Raw genomic sequence first — 687 nt, forward strand, 5'->3', positions numbered from 1 at the left:
GTAGAGTTAAGTTAAAAGCAAAAAAAGCTAAAAGAATAAAATCAGACAATGTTCCTATTATGCTAAATAATGAAATACAAGGAGCTAGTATAAGTGGATGTTTAAATCCACCTATACTAGGAGGACCTTGTACTAAAGTAGCTTTAGTATTTGCTTATACTTATTCAGATCATAAAGTTAATAATAAACATTCTGTATTACAAATGGGTTTGATAGGAATGAGTATAAAAGGTTATCCTATATTTGCTATACCTAAAAAGAATAAGATTAAATTTGCTTTAGCTAAAATACAAGCTAGTCCTCTTGCTAAGATTAAATTTGATAGGATAAGATGGGAAGGGATAGGAGGTAAAAACAATCAATTACCAATTCAAACTCATCACATTGCCACCAATAAGAGTAAAAAATATACTCCAAAATTTCAAGAGATACTTAATTCATATGATTTAAAACTAAATGGAGATTGGAATAAAGTTAAAATGCCACATCGCGGAAGACATCCTAATGAATACCATGAATACATTCTTGAAAAAATGAATAAAATTGATAAAATAGCTAGAGGAGATAAGAATAAATTCTTAAAAGAATTTGAAAAACTAAAAGAAGAAATCAAAAATAATCCTGCTATACTTCATAAAGAATACTATAAGGAGAGAAAACAATGAGATATTATAAAATGATGTATAA

1 protein-coding gene is annotated in these 687 nt (G+C 27.2%); it reads left to right on the forward strand.

Features of this window, described 5'->3' with window-relative positions:
• The coding region (locus AJN60_RS09985; RefSeq protein WP_237766498.1) for an AHH domain-containing protein at positions 1 to 665 on the forward strand (665 nt) is incomplete at its 5' end.
• Positions 666 to 687: the final 22 nt, after the last annotated feature.

Origin of the sequence: Campylobacter sp. BCW_4323, from assembly GCF_001763115.1 — a bacterium.
Lineage (GTDB): Bacteria > Campylobacterota > Campylobacteria > Campylobacterales > Campylobacteraceae > Campylobacter_D > Campylobacter_D jejuni.